The organism is Faecalitalea cylindroides ATCC 27803 (genome assembly GCF_000469305.1).
Lineage (GTDB): Bacteria > Bacillota_I > Bacilli_A > Erysipelotrichales > Erysipelotrichaceae > Faecalitalea > Faecalitalea cylindroides.
Window position 1 is genome coordinate 17,474 of the sequence record NZ_KI271054.1, and the last position, 17,935, is coordinate 35,408.

Here is a 17,935-nt window from a genome sequence, read left to right on the forward strand (position 1 = left end):
CCCTGGTTCGAATCCAGGTACCCCAGCCAATATAAACATAACGTCATTCAAAGGAATGGCGTTTTTTTGTATATTTCGGTAATCCTGGATATTAGCTGTATATTATAAGTATGTTGCTTATTTGTAAAGTGTGGGTCATGGATCATAAAAATAAAGTATTAGTAAATGAAGAGAAATATTATTTATTCAAATATATATTTTTTTTTTATTGTTATGCTCCTTAGCAATTCTTTTGTTAGGGAAATATTGCTTGTTCCAATAACATAGATTTTTGAATTTGCGATGTAGTCAAAAACAACGGCTGGAGTGTATAATTATTAAAAGGAGGAAAAATGATTAAAATATTAATTTGTGAAGATGATTTAAAAGATAGAAAAATTTTAATAGAGTATTTACAATCTTATTTTAAAAAAAATAAAATCGATATTGAAATTAATATATTAAATAATTATGAATCATCTGATTATTATGAAGAATATGATTTTATTTTCCTAGATATTCAGTTGGAGAATACAAATGGAATTGATTTTGCAAGAAGATTCAGAGAAAAGAATCGTGATTCTATAATTGTTATAACTTCTAATTATCAAAAATATTTGATAGAAGGATATACAATAGAAGCACAGAGGTATTTTTTGAAACCTATTGAAAAAGAAATTTTTGAAGAAGAAATGGATAAGCTCTTATTTAGATATAAAGATAGACTTTCTGGATTTTATGATGAAAAATTATCTCGTAAAAGAATTTATTATAAAGATATTTTATATATTGAATTCCTGGATAGGCATTCTGTTTTAAACTTTACTAACGGAAATAAAATTCATACTAAATGTACCCTAAAATATTGGATGGAGAAAATGGAAGGATATACATTCTGTCAATCTTATAAATCTTTTTATGTTAATTTAGATTATGTAACAGGTTTTTCAAAAGATTGGAAAGATATTTTTATTTCTAATGGAGAAAAAAATCCACTTTCAAAAAAATATAAAAAAGAATTCACTAATGAATATTTTATTCATTTACACAAAAGTCTATGATTTATGTTGCTACAATCTTAAACATAATTTTCCTTATATATTTTTTATGTAAATATTTATCATTAAGGAATAATGATAAATGGTTTATTTGTTTAACATTTTTTGTTTCTTGTTTTATAGTTCTAATTTTTAATCAAAACGGTTTAAATCCATTAAATAAACTATTAATGTTCTTTTTACTGTATATTGAAGTATTAATTGTGTTTTATGATGATTGGAAGAAAAAGACTTTATTTTTCTTGTTATATTACTTGATTATTGGGATTGGGGAACCATTGTCTGTATTTTTAATACAGAATTTTCGGATAGATCAATGGATAGAAAACCCTTTAATACTGATGTTAATGATAATTACTTTGTCTCAAGTAATATATTATACATCAGCGGCCGTAATAAATTATGCTTACAAATCAATCGAATCTAATTTATCGAAAAGGTTTTATTTTCTTTTTATACCTCTCCTCATCGTGCTAGTGTTTTTATTTTATTTTGGAGATTACAATACATTATTTATAGGAGATCATATTCTTTTGAATATTTTTTTGTTCTGTTTGCCAGTGATTTTCTTGATTTGTTTAATACAATACTATGTCATTAAAGTCTCAAATTTGAAAAAAAATTTAGAAATTTCAAAATTAAATCAAGAACTTCTTGAATCAAGATATCAATACCTTTTGAATCAGTATAATACAAATTTTAATTTTCTTCACGACTTGCTAAAAACCTGCACAAATTTAACAGTTTTAATAAATAACAAAAAATATAAAGAATTAGAAGAAGAAATATATATCCTATCAGATGAAACTTATAAAAAATTCAATACAATTTATAGTAATTCTTTATCATTGTCTATTGTTTTAAATGAAAAGCAGCAAGAATTAACTGAGAATGATATATATGTAACCACAACATTATTAGACGGAGACTTAAAATGCTTATCTTCTAATCAACAAGTATATTTGTTCAATGAAATGATTTCTGCAGCAATCAATTCATGTAAAAACTTTAACCATAGAAGATATATTATTGTTAAGTCATTTATGAAAGAAAAATCTATGATAATCCAATTTATTTTCTCAAATGATTCTATTGAAATTCTTTCAAAAGTAAAAACTATAACGGATGAAATTGATAAAAGAATAAGTTCTATATCTAATGTTAAATTTGACGAATCAAATCAAACTATAGAAGTAATATTTAGTCTTAATAATGCAAGTAATGAATTTTAACCTAAGTTTGAAAGATAAAGAAATTGCTTCATATGATTTAGTTTTATAAAAAATGTTCTTGGTAAACGATTTAGATACGATTTTTACACAAAAGTATATAATATGAATTACCTTTTTCACACAAGAAGATGCTATTCTAGTGCATATCTAAACTATTCTTTTTCATCAAAGCGTATGGTATGCGATAAACAAAATGAAACTAAGAAAATTGCTTTAATACTTTAGATAATATGCTCTAAGTTAATGATCGATTAATTTTTCGACTCTAAAATGAAATGTTGTTTTATATCTAATTTACCTATATATCAAACGAACTCTTCATTTTTAACCTTTTAAGCATTTTTTTGCCCTGATAAACATAATTAATTGTTTCATTCTATAAAGGCAATATATAATTTAGATGGGTTCAAAAAGCATTTCAGGAATTATAAGAATTTAAAAAGATAATCAAGTGTTGGAATTAAGAAAAACCTCATTCAATAGAAAGGACGAATATAATGAAGAAAAGATTATTATGTTTATCTGTTTTACTAGGTGGAATGATATTATCTTCATTATCTACAGCTTTAGCATCTGAAACACAATATGATTCAGCGTTTGAAGCGCAATATGATTTATTTGCTGGTTATTCTGAAGATGAAAAAGTTTTAGAATTGCCAAATGGAGGATATCTGATTGGTGAAGTTGAACTTGTTGATGCAACAAGTTTTAACGAATTAACACAGGATTATGACATTGTGTATGAATCGTATAATAGTAAAACGAATCCTAATTCTATTACTGTTGCTGAAGCAAAAGAAAATATACTTAAAGAGCTCACCGATAATGAAAATGCAGTAGAACCTCGTCATGGTGGATATTATTAATTCCACCTTTTTGATTATATATTACCGTATTGAAGAAACTTTAATACTGTTTGTATTGCCCAATCTACAAGAAAATGCATAACAGGATTTACATTCACGTATATAAGAATCAAAATTTTAGATATCTTCTTTTTGCATTACTTAATAAAATGCGTGTCTGACCATAATTTTAAAATTGGTTTAATTTTGTGCTTAAAACAGCACTAGATAGGAGCTTAATATGAAAAAATCAATCAAAGTGCTCTTAGTAGGTTTTATGTGTATTAGCTTATTTGGATGCAGCAATCAAAGTCCAAGTCAAGCTGCAATGAATAACACGTCTACTGTATCCAATGGATCGACTTCAGATTCTGTACCTGAGAAAACTGATAAAAATGTATTTCATCGATCAGAAACTACAGATAAAGAAGAATTCTATCTTAATGCGATAAGTGTTCCATCTTATTCACCATTTGAAGTTTCGTTTGATAAAAACTATAGTAAACTAACTTGTAAAATATACCAGTTGGACAATCAATCATGGAAAAATCTTCAAGAGTTTGATCTAGAACTCAGCGGCGATACATTCTGGTTCCTTGTAAAGGATAGTTTACTCGAAGCAACGATACTTTATAAAAATGTAAATGCTGAACAAGGCTATTCATTAATAAGTGGTGGCAGACCTTTTGAAACGATAGAACCATCGTTTGGAATTCATGGGGTAACATCTCATTATGCAACAACAGATAAAGTTAGTGTAGAAGATGGTGTGGAATTCCCGGTAATCTCCAATATTTATTGGAAAAGTTCAGACGATTCCCTATTTGCGAATACAGAAGACTTTTATAATCCAGAGAAATTAGATCTAGGTAAAAAAGAAGCTTATTATATGCTTACATTTACTTTCTTTGAGTAGTTTTAAATCCGCAAATAAATTTTTCTATTGCAACGTTGATTAAATTAATTCTGATAATAATTATTTGACTATATTAGATTATTAATAGTACAAGCCAATTATTATTTATATATATGAGAATATGGAGACCAGTTTAAAATGAAGAAAACATTTAAAAAGAAAGTAATTGTAGTGCTGTTGTTGATACTGGGAGTATTGTTATTAGCTCTATATTTTTTCTTGAATCAAGTTTCGAATCAAGTACGTGAAGATTTTTGGAATCTAACGGCGCAAGCTTTAGATTATAAAGATCATGAAGATGGAAAGTGGCATATAACGGTAGAAGAAAATGTAAAAGATCATCCGGAAATATTTATTCAAAATATAGAAGAAAATGCAACCGTTTCTTACAGTTTTAGTGAAAATGGAATTTCTTATATTTATGATCTGCAGAGCACTGAAGATGACTACACCATTAATAATGAAAAAATGACTATTACATCTACTGATTCAGACTATAAAAAATATTCTGTAGACTATATGAATGTTATCTATCATGGGCCTTTATATTTTGACACAATCACAGCTTCAGGAAATATAACAGTTCAAAATGACGGTTCGGTTATTTTTGATGATACACCGTTTTTAAAAGAAATGATGGAAAGAGAAAGAACTTTGATTCAAGAATTTGAAGAGAAGTTTGATCTAGATTACTCAAAGACAGATTTTGTAAATCTTCCTGAATTGTTCAAAGATGTACAGTTTGATGGAAATACAAATTACAATGAATCATTAAATGCAATACAGTATTTCAGTAATGCTGATATCAATGCGAAAGGATATCAAATCCAAACATTTTTAGAATTAGATAAAAATGGAAACACAGGTATTCTTGGTACATATGTAGCTGAGCAAAAAATGTATGGATCTCAAGTTAATGTCACTCTTCAACCTAGAAGTATTGAGAATTGTTATGATCTGATTCCAGTTTATGATTATGAAAAGGAATATACAGCATATATATCTGAAAATATGATTTATCTTTATCCAATCGATATTACAGATGAAGCATTGAACCAGGAAATACATAACAATTTCCCGAATAGTGTAAACCAACTTAGTTCGGATATTAAACCAATAGAAATGTGGTAGAAAAATTTTCTAAAGAAAAGAGGTCTAACATGATTGAAATTGAAGGAATTATTACTAAAGATATATTAAAAGAAGTATATTATGAAGGAGGGATTTTTCCTAATTTAAAAAAAAGAAATTATTTTTGCCTTTTTCTTATTGTTATCATGCTTTGCCTTACTCCTATGTTGAAAGAGTATAAAATTTTTGGATATATATTGCTATTTCTCGGGGGTATGAGTGTTATCTTTGTGAATCTCCTCGCTTGTTACGCTAAGAAAAAAAGTTTCTCTGTATCGTGGAATAGATATCAATTGTTATATAAAAAAAATCAAATTCCTTATAAAATAACATTTGAGGATAGTCAATTTACTCTTATTATTGATTATTCAAAAAAATGTTTTCATTACGAAGATGTTTTAGGATATAAGAAATTAAAAAATCAAATTATAATTTTATTCAAAAATAAAATGTTTGTGATGGTTGTTATTGATCCAAATTCTGAAAAAGCGAAAAATTTATTAATACTCTTACAAAACAAGAATATACCAAATAAAAGTTAGTTGAAGTTCATGCTTTACTATGGTTTTATCAATTTTTTAAAACTTTAAACTTAGGACAATTTATATTAATAATAGATAAAAAGGATAGGCTTTCAACTTATTTAAAAGTCTATCCCTCTTTAAATTTTATCAGTGAGGCTCTGTAATTAGCTCCAGAAAGCATTGCGTTGAGAATTAATATATTATCCAAAAAATAAATTTTGTTGATTTATAAATTCAAACTTTTTCATTTATTTTTTCATTCATTCTCAATTCTAATTTAGAAGTTTTTTACATATATTTAATAAGTTTATTCAACTATTTTAAATTATACTCCTGCCGGCATTAAAACTCCGGAAAGTGCTTCTAAAAGAGATACTATAATACCAGTTCCACTTCCACTTGCTGCAGCAAATAATAGGCAGGCACATGCAGCAACAATTAATGCGACAGAAAGCGTTTCAAGATTGAATTCTTTTCCATACTCTGATGTATTAATTGTAATAATAGATTCAAATTCGCATGAAACATTTCCAACAACTCCAGCGAAATCCATTAGACTATCCGTTTCACAGATAATATTGATTCTTAACACTGTGCTTGAAATAGGAGTTGCTAAGAATGAAATTGTCCCAACTTTTGCTCCAATTGCCATTTCTGCAAGCGTTGTAGTGATAAGTGAACTTAATTCAACATCACTCTCATACATTGCAGAAACAGCTTCTATTTGAGATTTACATGTTGGACTTAAATCATCACCCTCCCAACTAATATTGATACTATAAGGACTATTTGGATGTTGATTTAAACTTGTAGAAAGCTTCAATTTTGTTGACATCGAAACTCCACTACCTGCAATTGTACCTAGATTATATTCTGCGTTATCAAAACTTAACTCAGTTCCTACAATTTTATCTAAATATCCTGTAGCTTTAGCTATATTCTTAACATACTTTTCTCTTGCTTCCTGCAATAATTCATCATCTGAAAAATCAGGTTGATTTTCACACAGACGACATCCTGAATCTCTTCCAGAAAAACCAACTTTATCTAAATCAAATGATGGTGAAGATGAAAAAGTAAACTCAAAAAATTGATCAAAAGCCCAATTCTCCGGAATAGCGTATCCTAGATTCCCACTAAAACCAGTAGACATGTCTGCTACAAATGAATATTCGGCTAAACCAGCTTCATATACTTTAGTACAAACGTATCTTGGTGCATAGATACCAACTTTATAATGTTTGCCATTAATTCCAGATTGATTAAATACAGTATTAATCTGTCTGAAATAAGGAATAATTAAACCATCTGTCTCATACTCTAGACAGTCAAAATCGACCGCAAAATAAATTGTAGTTCCGTTCGTAAATCCTAATCGTTTGGCTCGCTGAATTGCTGTTACTGCATCATAACTTCCTTGAAGCGTTTTTCCGAAATATTCAGAATAGTATCCTCCATCTTGATAGATTGGGAAAATAGACAATCCTGCGTTTTGGATAGCTTTAATCTCAGAAATTGTTAGTGCTTTTGATCTTTCTTCTGCTCCTACTCCTGCAGTTCCAGTTAAATATCTACCGATGTATCTGTAACCTGAATTATATAAATCGCTAGCTTGTTTTGCATTCAATACGGTTGAGCAATCATATGCCAATGCTAAACGTCCAGTATCTTCTTTACTGGTTAATAATGATTTCATTGTAGACACTCCGATAACTCCTGAATCATCATTAATCATACCAGTAAGTCCGTATTTATCTTGGAATTGTAAAACATTATAACTCATATTAGAATCAAAAATTCCATTAAATTTTCTTTGATTGATTCCATTGAATAACTAAGACATTTTAATCAAAAATCAGTCATCTTGCACAATAAATATTGAATACATTCTTATTTATTTATATTATGTAAATGAAGATAAGCTTATACATAAATAGATTTTGCAAAATCATAATAAACAGAAAGTAGGTGATGAATTTATGAAAAAGAATAAAAGTAAAATTATAGGATGTTTATGCTCTGCATTTATTTTGTTTGGTATTTCCGGCTTAGGTGTTCATGCTAATAGTTTTACCACCACTTTAGAACCTTCTACATCAGCTGGAGTAGCTGGAGTTGTAGCAAGAATCAGTGAATATGGAGGCTCACCAGTGACAACAAAGCGAACTGTTGGGTATGTCAAAGGAAATGCTGGAACTTACAGCTTAAATAAGGAAATTTATACAGGACAATTGGTAGTTTCTGGGTATCCTGGAGGTCGCCTTAGTGCAAATTGTGCATATTATGCAGGAGGAAGTTATCTCAATACTAGAACATATAATTCTTAGTAAAGTATAGGCTGGGTTCTTGAGGACTCAGTCTATACTTTTGGAGGTGAATTTTATGAGTACCAAAATCAAATCGTTGATAATAATATCTATAATAGTGTGTTTGTTTTCTGGATGTTCTAATAATTCAGATAATGAAATCACTTTTTACATGAATTTTTATGAGGATGCAAATTGGTATGATAGAGAATCCTTGGATTTAAATTCCAGTCAACCACAAGAGATTATTAATGATTATACAGAAGAATGTAATAAGCTATTAGAAGAGAAGGGATACGATTTTCATGTTGTTTTCAAGATTCAAAGTCCTAGCAACAATTTGTCAGATTCTTATACTAAAAGCTTTTTAGAGGATATGAATCTTTCATCTTATCATGATGAATCAGCCGATATTGTCAAAAATCAATTTAAAAATGTGGATATGATGATTGATTTAAATGAAGTTATGAAAGATGAGATGAAGAAACAACTTCTAGATACATTACCTGAAATGGTATGGAATATAGAATGCTATAAAGGACAAAATTTTTATATACCGGCAAATCAATATTGTTTGTCACAAAAAGGAATGTTTGTTCCTAAAGAAATTGCCCATTTATTTACATTGAATGATAAGGGATATTTTAATGATTTTGATAACTTTGTAAACATTGTAAAGGCAGGAGATCAAGTTACAAATCAAGCATATATTCCATTCTTTTCAGGTACTCATTTTAGTGCGTTTGTCCATGATGTGTATGATCCTGTATTTGCTCCTTTATTTGATAGTACGATTTATATAAAAGAAGAGAATAGTGACTATAAGGTTGTTAATCTAATGGATGAAAAGATTTATCAAGATTTTTATATCATCAAGACAAAATTGATTGAAGACGGGATGACAGAACTTTCAAGAAGCACACTTACAGAAGATGGTGCCAAAAAAGAAATTATGATTGCTTTTGATGATTGTACATCTATAAAGTATCCAAATCGAGTGTTTATTCCTTTAGAAGAAAAATCATATGGATCCTATAATACTAATACAGGGTATGGAATTTTAAAGACATCAGACAATGTGGAAGATAGTTTAACATTTTTGTATTTATTGAATACGGATTCTGATTTTTGTGATTTGTTTACATATGGTTTAAAAGGAAAAGACTATGAAATTAAAGATGGTCTTGTATATCCTTTAAGAGATGATTTATTAATGCCAAATCAATATGGTGGGATCAACGCAATGGTAAATACAGAAAAGGCAACCCAGACTTCTATGATTTCGACTGATGTAACCAGGGCTCTAGAAGAGGAAGTTAAAGCCTATGCTCCAAGAAAAATTGATGGGTTTAAACCAACCTATACTGAAGAATCAATGGAACTGGTAGATTATATCGCAGGATTAGAAGGATCACAGGTTTATTCGGATGGAAATAATTTGGAGTATATAAAAGAGTTGAGCCAGAAACTAAAAGACATGGGCATGGATAAAGAAATAGAGCGTATACAAAAAGAATTAGATGAATATATGAAAGAGTGATTTTATGAAGCTTGAGATTCGTAATTTAAATAAAGCCTATGTTAAAGATCGATTGGTCCTGCAAGATTTTAATTATGCTTTTGTACCTGGAATACATGGGCTCTTAGGTCCAAATGGTGCTGGTAAGTCTACATTGATGAAAATTATTGTTCAAATACTAGATAAAACATCAGGTTCCATCTTGTTTAATGAGAAAGAAGTTGATTCATCTTTTTTAAAACATATTGGATATATGCCGCAACATTTTTGTTTGTATGATGATTTTACTCTTAGAGAGAATCTAAATTATATTTCAGCATTAAAAGGGATAATGAAAAATGAAATACAGGAACAAATCATTCGTGTTTCAAAAAATGTTGATTTGTATGAAAATTTAGATGATAAGTTATCAACATTTTCGGGTGGTATGAAACAAAGAGCTATGTTTGCACAGGCTTTATTAGGTGATCCGGATATTCTTGTTCTTGATGAACCTACAGCTGGATTGGATCCACAGAAGAGAATTGAATTAAGAAATTTGATTGCGAAAGTCGGTCATCAAAAAATTGTGTTGATTGCTACTCATGTGGTCAGTGATATTGATGTTATTGCTGATCAAATATTACTCATAAAAGGTGGACGCTGTATAAAATCTGGTTCAATACGATCTTTGACCGATTCAATTTACGGTAGTGTTTATACAAAGAAAATTGAACGAAATGAACTAGAAGATTATGAAGACAAATATAAGATTAGCAATTTATCTTATATCAAAGATGAGTTGATGATTCGTTATATAGCAAAAGAAAGCCATGAAGGAATGACAGTATATCCAGATTTAGAGGAAGTTTATTTGTATTATTGCGGTGATGCGTATGGTAAGAAATGAAATCAAAAAGTTTTTTGCGAATACGAAAAAAACATTAACCATTCTTCTCCTTTTTCTATTGTCTACAACTTTTCTTTGTATCTCGATGATGCAAACTGAAATGGATCTATCAACCTATCGTCTTACACATGAGCAGATTAAAGAAGGAACTATAGATTTAAATATGATTCAAGAGGAAATTGATAAATATGAATATTATTTAAATCCTAATCACATTGAAGAATTAAGTAACAAATATGGAATCGATTGGATCTTAGAACAAAATGAAAAACTAGAATCAGGAATCTCATACGATACGATCCAATATCAACTCTCAACTTTAAAACAACTACAAAAAGAAGTTTCCACAGTTTTGACCTATGATGATTTTAAAAAACAGATTGAAGATCAATATAAAGATTATGAACAGCTTCCTAGTTTTTTAAAAAGTGAAACTGCTGGACAAAGGGCAAGAAAAACATATGAAGCATATGAAAATTTAACTATAGCAAAAAGTTTAACAGTTCAGCCTTCTTTAGGATTAGAGTCTTTATTAAAATCGCCAATCATAATTCTTTCGACATTTTTATTTTTACTATATTTATTGATGAATTGCATATTTGTTGAAAGAGAAGAGCATCAATTAATTTATGCAGCTTCAACGATTAATGGAAAAAGGAAACTTTATTTTTCCAAGTACACAGCTCTTTCATTTTTGACCATATTATTTTATGTTCTTCAATTTGTGTTTGCCTTCTTGTTCTCAAGTATCTATTTTGGGCATATTGATTTATCTGTACCGGTGCAATCTTTGAGCTTTGCACAAGGATGTCCTTATTCTATAAATGTTTTTACATTTTTGGTTTTATATTTGGTAATGGTTATTATTTCCTTGTGTGCCTGCAGCGCTTTAGCTTTTGTTTTGTGCGCCCATTTGAAACTAATGCCTTTGGCAATCGCTCTCATAGTAATTTTTATAAGTATTGAATTCATGTCGTTTGAATACGTTTCACCTTTAAGTAAATACTCATTGCTGCATTATTTGAATATTTGGTCTTATTTGATGCCGCTTCAACTGTTGGCTAATGTGGAGTTTATTTCTCTTTTCAATCTTTTAATACAAAATAAAGTTCTGTTTATCTTCTATTTAGCGATATCCATGATTATCTTTGTAAGTTTTTCTGGATTCAGCTATGAAGCAAAAATGATAGAGAAAAGAATGAATTTCATATCATCGAGGCAAGTACATTCACTAGTCTATTTTGAAATGATCAAATATTGGATCAAAGAGAAGGGAATACTTTTAGTTGTTGTTTTAGGCGTTATATATGGTTTTTGTTTAAATAATCAAAATAATATGTCTACATGGGAAGATAAAGTTTTTAATCAGTTTGTAGATGAGATTGGGGCAACAGTTAATAAAAAAGCAGATAAAAAAATTCTTTTGCAGCAACAGCAATATGATGAGTGGAATCAAGAATTATCGATTGTACAAGATATAACAGAACAGACGTATTATTCAACGCTATTGTCAACACAGTCGGTTTTTGAAAAATATAAGGCAGTTTATGAGTCTCGAAAACAAGATAATTCAAGTTTACCAATCTTAAAAGAAGATCAATATCGATTCTTGTATTACGATACCAATGCTTCTATTTTACAGGTTTTATTTATATTGTTTTTTGTGGGGTATATGACACCATCACTTCATAATAAAGATAAAGAATCGAAGATGATTGATTTGCAAAAAACAACGTTGAATAACCAACGAAAAATTAAATATTTTGTGAATGTGGTGGGAGTTCTTTTGCTCATTGGATTATTTACATTGTTGGATCTAGTCTATATAAATGTTAATTATCCGAATCTAGAATGGGCACAATCAATTAATGCATTGGAAATGTATGCAGATTTTCCTGTTTCTATCTCGATTGGCGCGTATTTTGTCATAAGTTTCTTGACTAAAATTTTCTTGTATATGTTTACGGTTCTAAATCTTACTCGCATATGTGAGTGGATCAATAAGCGAACAGAAAGTATTTTGATATTTGAAATTATATTTACTTTACCGGTATTAATTTTTTATTCAACCAGGTTTTCTGCTTTTACATTAATTTATGAACTATACCATCCAGCATATTGGACTATTGCTCATATTTTATTTCTTTTGATTATGATAAGCACTTCTGTTTATTTTGTTTTTAAAAAGAGAAGGGGATGATAACATGAAACGATTGATATTTGTCATATGTGCATTGTTTGTCCTTTGTGCCTGTGGTTCTTCACAAGTGAATACTAATGTGTCTATAGATGAGAAAGCACCTGTTTTATTTTATTATGGTTTAACGGAAGATGGTGTTTTTGTAAATAACACAACAGGTGCAGACACAGATGATTATCGACTCGATTTCTTTGATTTTCAAAATCAAAAAACATACCCTTTCTGTACTCGTTCAAATTGTCATCATAATAGCAAAGATTGTCAGGCATATCAGATGGCACATTTTGAAAATGGAACCTTGTTTACTGTGGCAGCCTATAAAGATTATTTATATTTGATTTATGAAATGAGCGGGGATAATGGATTTGATAATGTCGGCTTCTTTATAGCACGTTGTGGCATGGATGGAGAGAATATAGAGAAATTATTTGAAAGAAAAGGCGGTATACAGATTCCAAACTATGCTTATATTTATAAAGACAAGATTATCTATTCATATAATACTCTTTCTGTTACTAGTATGGGTGGTTCGACTTCAACAGTAGGTGTTTTAGAGATGTACGATTTAGATACAAAACAGATCACGAATATTGTAAATCAAGATTTACAGGAAAATAGAATGAATCTATTTTTGGGAGCAAAGGATGATTTGATTTACTTTATTGATTGTGATATGACAACGATGAAAAAGCCTGTATATTCATTCGATTTAAAGACACAGAATAAAGAACTTGTAGATGAAAACTGTCCAACTGATCGTTCTACACTTTATCAAGGACATTTGTATTATGCAGATGAAGAAAACAATAAAATAATTTCTTATGATATCTTAACTCATGAAAAGAAAAACGAAGCAGAACTTCCTGAACAAGAAGGAACTTTGTATTTATCGACAAAAGGCGGTTTAGTGAATCTTCGGTATATTTCTGATCAAGAAACTTATACTTATATTTTTGATGTTGGAAACGAAGAATACATTTTAGAAAAATCCAGTGATTGGATTGATTTGGATACAAAATTCAATGATGGATATATTGGAACAAAGAATAATATTATTGGAATGTTTTCAGACGATTTAGAGTTTATTCCATTTGTTGAAATTGTTACGTGACTATTAATTTTAATAGTATCTTTGTGTATCATGACATTTCATAATTTTAAATCTGTCACAAAATAGGAGGAAAAACTTGTATGAAAAGAAATCCATCTGTATTTGTTCTTATATGTGCTTTGTTATTATGTGGCTGCTCTTTACATGATGAATCTATTGATCGTGTGTCTTATAGAGATCAAAACAAAATTAGATATGATGAAGAAATCGGATTTAAATTATTAAAGAAGGAACTGAGCACTAATGAAGAAATTTATTTAAATGCATTTAGTCAGGGTTATAACGCAGTATATACCTTTGAGACAAAAGAATCAGATATGACATTTGAATTGTTTGAATATAAATTAAACGATGGAAAATGGCAAAGAGTTGATAATGATATGATAATGAATACAGCCGTGATCAAAGAAGATACAGGTGAAATTATCATTGGATGGGATTTGTTAGGACAAGAACTAGGTTTGTGTGTAAGTACAAGTAATGGTGTAGAAGATGAAAGTGTTCATTCTATACAGGAAGAAGAGCTTGATTTCAAAGATGGAATTTCAGTTGTCTATGATGCTTTATCTAATTCGCATTTCAACGAAGATGAAAAATGTGTGATGATTATGCGTGTTGGTGAAAATCAAAATCTTATTTCTATTGATGAATACAAAAATCCTGAATCAATACAAGTCAATCCAGGCGAAGAATATTATGCATTGACCATACGTTGTGTTAAATGGAGTGAATTAAATGACTAAAAAGAGCTTTATTAAAATTTTTATATGTATATTTGTTTTTGTGTTAATGATAGGTTTTTGGGTTCAATATAACACCTTTTCAACTGTATTGTATGAGGATGGGACTTTAATGATTGAACAAAGATCTTTAAACAAATGGATAAGTCAATCCAATCATGGAAGTATCGTGAAAGAATATCCATCTTTTAAAAAACATGGATATGATTTTTTGAGTTATGGAATCAAAGAGCCTTTATGGTATGACAAAAGGGAAGATATTACTTCTGTTCAAGTGGCAACACCGATATCGCCATCCATTGCGGCTTATTGGTTTTATGGCTTGAGAAATGTAGAGGATATTGATGTTTCTAATATTGATACATCTAGAACAGAGAATATGGCATATATGTTTTCTAAAGCTGGATATAACGCAAAAAACTTTAAGGTAACTGGGTTGTCGGATTGGAACACATCCAATGTAACGGATATGCAGTGGATGTTTCGAGCAGCTGGAGCGAATGTCGATTCCTTTGTTTTAGATAAAGGATTGGATCATTGGGATACTTCCAATGTACGAATTATGGTCTATATGTTTGATGCGGCTGGTGAAAATGCAAAGACATGGAAAATTGGTGATTTATCTAATTGGGATACATCAAGTTTAATTGCCTGCAGTGATATGTTTACAGTTTATGGCGAACTGAACCCAAATATAGATAAAAAGGTTTATTCATGGTATGAAGAATTTTTAGAAGAAGCTATTAAAAATGCAAGAGAACTTGGATTAAATTAAGAATAACCAATGCGATTTACTTAATAATTAACCCTTATATATCTAACAATTTCGGCTTGAAAAAAGCTCAAAAATGCGATTAATAAAGTGTTTTTGGGCTTTTATAAATAGAAGTACCATCTTTCATAAAATATCGTTTCTTGTTCGTGTGATAAAATAATGATAAAACTAAGATAAATAAGGAGGAGCGATGATGATACAGATTAGACCAGTTTCAGATTTGAGAAATAAATTTCCAGAAATAGAAAACCTTGTTAATGAAGGACAACCTGTGTATTTAACCAAAAATGGGTATGGAGCCATGGTTGTCATGAGCTTGGAAGAATATGCTCGGCTTATCGATAATGTGGAGATGAAATTAGATGAAGCAGATAGGATAGCAGCAACAACTAAAGAAAGATTAAGTCATGATGATGTGTTTAAAAAAGTAAGAAGTGTGATTCATGAAGAATGAAAAATATAAATTGCGATATTTACCTTTGTTTGAACAGGATTTGATACAAACTGTTAGTTGTATTACAAATGTACTAAAAAATACTGACACAGCAGAAAAGCTTGTGAATGATATAGAAGACGCAATACAGGAACGCTTAGAATACCCTTTAGCTTTTGAACCATTTCCTTCAAAGAAGAGGGACTATCCATATTATCGAATATATACGAAATTATGTAATATATTATGTTGTTATAGGGGATGTAATGGAAGTCAGAAGATTTCTCTATGGAGCAAGAGATACAAATCGGTATTTATAAAATGAATTGATGAAAAACGTAAATAAACTCGGATTAAATTAAGAAAACGAAGCTTGATTAAGTGTTGAAAGAAAAGGTTGGTTGGGTTAATATAATAGGGCGAAAGGGTGAATAAAAGAATGAAAAAAACACGTACACGTTTTGCACCAAGTCCTACTGGATATATGCATATCGGTAACTTGAGAACAGCGTTATTTGAATATTTGATTGCGAAACATGATGGAGGAGATTTTATCCTTCGAATTGAAGATACCGACCAGGAAAGACAAGTGGAAGGTGCTGTTGATGTTATATATGACACAATGAAAACTTGTGGTCTAAACTGGGATGAAGGACCAGATATCGGTGGAGAACATGGGCCTTACATTCAAAGTGAAAGACTTCCTATGTATAAAGGGTATGCCGAAGAGTTGGTTAAGTTAGGTGGCGCACATTACTGCTTCTGTTCAGAAGAAGAAATTGAAGCACAGCGTAAAGAAGCAGAAAGCTTGGGAATTTCTTTCAAGTTCAATGATCCTTGTAAACATTTAAGCAAAGAAGAAATTCAGGAAAAATTAGATGCGAAAGAACCTTATGTTATTCGTCAGACAATCAATGAAGTAGGAGAAACTTCTTTTGACGATATGGTATATGGGCACATTGAATTTGATGGAGATTTATTGGATGAGCAGATCTTGATCAAATCTGATGGATTCCCAACTTATAACTTTGCCAATATCATTGATGATCATCAGATGGAGATCTCACATGTTGTTCGTGGAAATGAATATTTATCCAGCACGCCTAAATATAATTTGATTTATGATGCTTATGGATGGCAAAGACCAACATATGTACATGTACCTCCTGTTATGAAAGATGAACATCATAAATTATCAAAGCGTAATGGGGATGCCTCTTTCCAGGATCTTGTAAAGAAAGGGTATTTGCCAGAGGCAATCATCAACTACATTGCCTTATTAGGATGGGCTCCAGAAACAGAGCAGGAAATCTATACAATGGATGAACTGATCAAGGTCTTTAACATCGAACGTATTTCTAAGAGTCCAGCTATTTTTGATATCGACAAATTAACTTGGATGAATGGTATGTATCTAAGAAATATGGATGAAGAAACATATTTTGAAACGGTAAGACCATATTTGGAAGAAGGAATTCATTCAGATATCGATCTAAAAGAAGTTGCCAAGATCATTCAACCAAGAATCGATCGTCTAGATCAAATCGTTGAAAGCGTTGATTTCTTCGACACATTGGTTGATTATGATTTAGAGATGTATCGTCATAAGAAGATGAAGACGACAAAAGAAATTGCACTAAAATCTTTGAAGGCTGTTTATGAAGCTTTATCTACATTTGATAACTGGGCTGATCAACAGGCTGTACATGATGTTTTATTAGCATTACCTGCACAGTTGGAGATGAAGAATGGTCAGGTATTGTGGCCAGTTCGTACGGCATTGACAGGTAAACAATTTACTCCAGGAGGTGCCATTGAAATTGCACATATTCTTGGAAAAGAAGAAAGTTTACGTCGTATTCAGATCGGTATCGATCGTCTTGAACAAGCATTAAGTGAACCGGCAGAATAATTCTGGCGGTTCTTTTTCAAAAAAGGAGGTATGAGGCATGGAATGGTTAATACGCACAGGAACAACTTTGTTGATTGTTGCGGTTGGCTTTATTCTAGGACCAGTTTTAAAAAAGGGAATTATAAAACTATCTAAAAATGCTTCCGACAAAGGGGCTTTGACCTTTATTGGATCTGCTGTTTCTTTGTTGACAAAAATTGCAGGAATTATCATTGCCTTATCTCAATTAGGTGTGAATACCAATGTCATCGTTGGAGCTTTCTCGGCTGCCGGTTTAGGAATTTCCTTGGCATTAAAAGACAATATGGCCAATGTTGCCGGAGGGATGCAGATCTTATTTACACGTCCTTTTATGGTGGGGGATT

General features: G+C 30.2%; 17 protein-coding genes. 16 read left to right on the forward strand and 1 reads right to left on the reverse strand.

Annotation, left to right across the window (positions count from 1 at the left end; all coding sequences use genetic code 11):
• The first annotated feature begins 332 nt into the window (after positions 1-332).
• From HMPREF0367_RS09230 to HMPREF0367_RS09255, 6 genes are all read left to right on the forward strand, one after another.
• Complete coding sequence (locus tag HMPREF0367_RS09230; RefSeq protein WP_035403614.1) at positions 333-1,040, forward strand: LytR/AlgR family response regulator transcription factor; 708 nt, start codon at positions 333-335, stop codon at positions 1,038-1,040.
• A 530-nt stretch (positions 1,041-1,570) separates the two neighbouring features.
• The gene (locus HMPREF0367_RS09235) at positions 1,571-2,269 is read left to right on the forward strand and encodes a hypothetical protein (RefSeq protein ID WP_035403617.1); all 699 of its coding nucleotides are present in this window, start codon (positions 1,571-1,573) and stop codon (positions 2,267-2,269) included.
• Positions 2,270-2,766: 497 nt separating this feature from the next.
• On the forward strand, positions 2,767-3,135 hold the full coding sequence (locus HMPREF0367_RS09240; RefSeq protein ID WP_035403619.1) for a hypothetical protein: 369 nt from the start codon (positions 2,767-2,769) through the stop codon (positions 3,133-3,135).
• A gap of 220 nt (positions 3,136-3,355) precedes the next feature.
• Positions 3,356-4,030, forward strand: coding sequence for a hypothetical protein (locus HMPREF0367_RS09245; RefSeq protein ID WP_035403621.1), 675 nt, complete (start codon positions 3,356-3,358; stop codon positions 4,028-4,030).
• A gap of 138 nt (positions 4,031-4,168) precedes the next feature.
• Positions 4,169-5,161, forward strand: a complete 993-nt coding sequence (locus HMPREF0367_RS09250) for a hypothetical protein (RefSeq protein ID WP_035403624.1) — start codon at positions 4,169-4,171, stop codon at positions 5,159-5,161.
• 29 nt (positions 5,162-5,190) lie between these two features.
• A complete protein-coding gene (locus tag HMPREF0367_RS09255; protein WP_035403625.1) occupies positions 5,191-5,703 on the forward strand; it encodes a hypothetical protein in 513 nt (170 codons plus the stop codon).
• 307 nt (positions 5,704-6,010) lie between these two features.
• On the opposite strand, the gene HMPREF0367_RS09260 is transcribed toward HMPREF0367_RS09255, so the two are convergent.
• Positions 6,011-7,468 (reverse strand): glycoside hydrolase domain-containing protein, encoded by a 1,458-nt coding sequence (locus HMPREF0367_RS09260; protein ID WP_051335244.1) that lies wholly within the window; start codon positions 7,466-7,468, stop codon positions 6,011-6,013.
• A 196-nt stretch (positions 7,469-7,664) separates the two neighbouring features.
• Between HMPREF0367_RS09260 and HMPREF0367_RS09265 the strand changes: the two genes are divergently transcribed.
• The 10 genes from HMPREF0367_RS09265 to HMPREF0367_RS09315 all read left to right on the forward strand — a co-directional run.
• The gene (locus tag HMPREF0367_RS09265) at positions 7,665-8,012 is read left to right on the forward strand and encodes a hypothetical protein (protein ID WP_035403627.1); all 348 of its coding nucleotides are present in this window, start codon (positions 7,665-7,667) and stop codon (positions 8,010-8,012) included.
• A gap of 55 nt (positions 8,013-8,067) precedes the next feature.
• On the forward strand, positions 8,068-9,531 hold the full coding sequence (locus tag HMPREF0367_RS09270) for a hypothetical protein (RefSeq protein ID WP_035403628.1): 1,464 nt from the start codon (positions 8,068-8,070) through the stop codon (positions 9,529-9,531).
• Between the two features lie 4 nt (positions 9,532-9,535).
• Entirely contained in the window at positions 9,536-10,399 is an 864-nt protein-coding gene (locus tag HMPREF0367_RS09275; protein ID WP_035403630.1) for an ATP-binding cassette domain-containing protein, read from the forward strand.
• 85 nt (positions 10,400-10,484) lie between these two features.
• Entirely contained in the window at positions 10,485-12,599 is a 2,115-nt protein-coding gene (locus HMPREF0367_RS09280) for an ABC-2 transporter permease (RefSeq protein WP_169815952.1), read from the forward strand.
• 4 nt (positions 12,600-12,603) lie between these two features.
• A complete protein-coding gene (locus HMPREF0367_RS09285) occupies positions 12,604-13,710 on the forward strand; it encodes a putative periplasmic lipoprotein (protein ID WP_035403635.1) in 1,107 nt (368 codons plus the stop codon).
• Between the two features lie 80 nt (positions 13,711-13,790).
• Entirely contained in the window at positions 13,791-14,453 is a 663-nt protein-coding gene (locus tag HMPREF0367_RS09290) for a hypothetical protein (RefSeq protein WP_035403637.1), read from the forward strand.
• A 109-nt stretch (positions 14,454-14,562) separates the two neighbouring features.
• On the forward strand, positions 14,563-15,225 hold the full coding sequence (locus tag HMPREF0367_RS09295) for a BspA family leucine-rich repeat surface protein (RefSeq protein WP_169815953.1): 663 nt from the start codon (positions 14,563-14,565) through the stop codon (positions 15,223-15,225).
• Positions 15,226-15,415: 190 nt separating this feature from the next.
• Positions 15,416-15,679, forward strand: a complete 264-nt coding sequence (locus HMPREF0367_RS09300; RefSeq protein ID WP_229039494.1) for a type II toxin-antitoxin system prevent-host-death family antitoxin — start codon at positions 15,416-15,418, stop codon at positions 15,677-15,679.
• A gap of 418 nt (positions 15,680-16,097) precedes the next feature.
• On the forward strand, positions 16,098-17,570 hold the full coding sequence (gltX, locus tag HMPREF0367_RS09310; RefSeq protein ID WP_035403643.1) for a glutamate--tRNA ligase: 1,473 nt from the start codon (positions 16,098-16,100) through the stop codon (positions 17,568-17,570).
• A 37-nt stretch (positions 17,571-17,607) separates the two neighbouring features.
• On the forward strand, positions 17,608-17,935 hold a 328-nt coding region (locus HMPREF0367_RS09315; RefSeq protein WP_035403645.1), incomplete at its 3' end, for a mechanosensitive ion channel family protein.